Annotated in this window: 2 protein-coding genes and 2 tRNA genes; 2 read left to right on the top strand and 2 right to left on the bottom strand. The window is 69.8% G+C overall.

Annotation, left to right across the window (positions count from 1 at the left end; genetic code table 11):
* Nucleotides 1-327: 327 nt before the first annotated feature.
* Nucleotides 328-1,779 (bottom strand): FGGY family carbohydrate kinase, encoded by a 1,452-nt coding sequence (locus ACWDR3_RS47615; RefSeq protein WP_450358926.1) that lies wholly within the window; start codon nucleotides 1,777-1,779, stop codon nucleotides 328-330.
* A gap of 139 nt (nucleotides 1,780-1,918) precedes the next feature.
* A complete protein-coding gene (locus ACWDR3_RS47610; RefSeq protein WP_450358925.1) occupies nucleotides 1,919-2,224 on the bottom strand; it encodes a YtxH domain-containing protein in 306 nt (101 codons plus the stop codon).
* A gap of 158 nt (nucleotides 2,225-2,382) precedes the next feature.
* On the opposite strand from ACWDR3_RS47610, the gene ACWDR3_RS47605 reads away from it, so the two are divergent.
* Nucleotides 2,383-2,455 (top strand) — tRNA-Asn (locus tag ACWDR3_RS47605).
* Nucleotides 2,456-2,461: 6 nt separating this feature from the next.
* Nucleotides 2,462-2,534, top strand: a tRNA-Asn gene (locus tag ACWDR3_RS47600).
* Nucleotides 2,535-2,536 lie beyond the last annotated feature (2 nt).

Genomic DNA, 2,536 nt, shown 5'->3' with positions numbered 1-2,536 from the left:
TGTTGTACGACATCTCCTTGCCGTGCAGCTGCTGGGCCTCGGCGAGACCGACGCCCGATGCGCGTTCAGGGTGGGCAGGTAGAGGGTGGCGCAGGTCTGCAGGAACTGCAGCAGCACCAGCAGGGCGATGGGTTTCCTGTAGGGCCTGAGATAGGTCCGCAGAAGTCGTATGAGCACGCTACGTCTCTCGGATCGGCGGTGGGGCGGGGCGGGCTTGTGCCCCAGGCTCCTATCGTCGGACACTCCACCCGCGTTACCTCAACCGATTAAGCCGACGGCAGTGCGCTTTACCGCCTTATGGGCGGTGTCCTTTGCCGACTCGTGAAGTCACGAGCGGAAAGCGTTCGGATGCGTCTGCTCCCGGACCGACACGTACTGCTGGCGCACGGCCTGCCCCACGGCCAGATCCTCGCCGGGATCGAGCACCTGCGCGGCGGCCCCCTGCCACTGCGGCGGGTTGCGCCGGTCGAGCGTGCCCTGCGTGACCCCGAGCGCCCAGGCGGCCTGCCGGGCGGCACCGAGCGCCGCGTAGTCCGCGGGCTGCGGTACGACGACCTGCGCGCCGAACAGCGACGGCGCCGCGGCCTGCACGGCCGGCAGCTCGGCCGCCGCCCCCAGCAGGAAGATCCGCCGTACGTCGACACCCCGGCCGCGCAGCACGTCAAGGGCGTCGGCGAGCCCGCACAGCATGCCCTCGAAGGCGGCCCGCGCGAGGTGTTCTGCACGCATAGATTCGCGGCGCAGACCGGTCAGGGTTCCCGCCGTGTGCGGCAGGTTGGGCGTCCGCTCGCCCTCCAGATAGGGCAGCAGCACCAGCCCGTGCGAGCCGGGCGTCGACTTCATCGCCAGCTCGGACAGGCTCTCCAGATCGGGCAGCCCGAGCAGCTCGGCGGTCCCGCGCAGGGCCCGTACGGCGTTCAGCGTGGTGACGACCGGCAGGTGCATGCCGGTCGCGTCGGCCAGCGAGGTGATCATCCCGCTCTGATCGACAAGTGCCTCACCGTGTACGGCCATCACGGACCCGGAGGCGCCGAGCGACACGACGGCGTCCCCGAGCCCGATCCCGAGCCCGAAGGCGGCGGCCATGGTCTCGCCGGTCCCCGCCGAGATCAACAGCCCCTCCGGCGTCGTACCGGCCGCCTCCGCCGGCCCGATCACCTCGGGCAGCATGACCTGGTGACCGAGCGCCAGCTCGACCAGATCGGGCCGGTATCCGCCGGTGGCCGCCGACCAGTACCCGGTCCCGGAGGCCCCACCACGATCGGTGGTACGGCGCACCGGGCGCCCGAGCAACTGCCATACGAGCCAGTCGTGCGCCTGCATGAGGACGGCGGTGCGCAGGGCGTTGTCCGGCTCGGTCTTGTTCAGCCAGCGCAGCTTGGTCACCGGCTGGGCGGCCTGCGGGACGGAGCCCACGGCCTGCGCCCACGCCTGGCGACCGCCGAGCGCGTCGATCAGATCGGCCGCCGCGACCTGCGCCCGCTTGTCACCGCCGACCATCGCGGGTCTGACGGTGTTTCCCTGCGAGTCCAGCGGGACCACGGCGTTCTGCTGGGCCGACACCCCGATGGCCTGCACGCCTTCGAGCAGCCCGCCGCCGGCGGCCTCACCGAGGGACAGCAGCCAGGCCTGTGGATCGATGTCGGAGGGCCGCGTGCCCTCGGCGCCGTCTACCGGATGCGGGGCATACCCCTGCCTGAGTACGGCTCCCGTGTCTGCGTCGCAGACGACGATGCGAGTGAAATCGGGCGAACTGTCCAACCCGGCGACTATCCCCATGGCCAAAATTCTGCCGCATCGCTCCGCTGGGTTTGGCCGTGGAGCCGTAGGGGTGCGCGTGATCGGGCGGGTGCGGGCCCGTCCGTGGCTGGTCGCGCAGTTCCTCGCGCCCCTAGGGGCGATTGCGTCACCGTCGGTCTCAAGTGTTGCTGGTGCCCCAGTCGTCCCCGTTTGAGCCGTTGGTGTTGCGGTCCCTCAGGGAGCGGACTCGCTCCGCGACCGAGTCGGGGACGCGGTCGCCGACCTTGTCGCTGACCGCGTGGTACGCCTTGCCGGCGAACTGGCGGCCCTGTTGGGCGGCGGACTCGGCGGTGTTGCGGACGGCGGGGTTCTGCGCGACCTGACGAGCCGACTTCATCAACTGCTCGTAACGCTCGCGCCCGGCTCGCGTGCCCAGCACGTAACCCAGCGCCAGCCCGGCGACGAACGTGAGCTTGTAGCGCATGACGGCCACCCTTCCCTCGTGCGGATCTTCGGTGCGGCATAGGTGCCGGGGAGTACCGATTGGCGGAGCACCCCCCTGCTTGCGCTAATGTATGTGTCGCAGCGAGCGTCCGCCCCCTGGCGATTACCCAGGTAGCTACGTTCGATGCAACGAGGCGTTCCTCCGTAGCTCAATTGGCAGAGCAGCCGGCTGTTAACCGGCAGGTTACTGGTTCGAGTCCAGTCGGGGGAGCTTCGATCTTCCGTAGCTCAATTGGCAGAGCAGCCGGCTGTTAACCGGCAGGTTACTGGTTCGAGTCCAGTCGGGAGAGCC

The organism is Streptomyces sp. NPDC001002, assembly GCF_053599215.1.
The sequence above is the reverse complement of the archived record's forward strand: the minus strand, read 5'-3'. Positions and strand labels throughout refer to the sequence as shown.

What these genes read in the sequence shown, in the direction of transcription:
- ACWDR3_RS47615 (WP_450358926.1), bottom strand. Translation starts at nt 1,779, where the DNA reads ATGGGGATAGTCGCCGGGTTGGACAGTTCGCCCGATTTCACTCGCATC.
- ACWDR3_RS47610 (WP_450358925.1), bottom strand. Translation starts at nt 2,224, where the DNA reads ATGCGCTACAAGCTCACGTTCGTCGCCGGGCTGGCGCTGGGTTACGTG.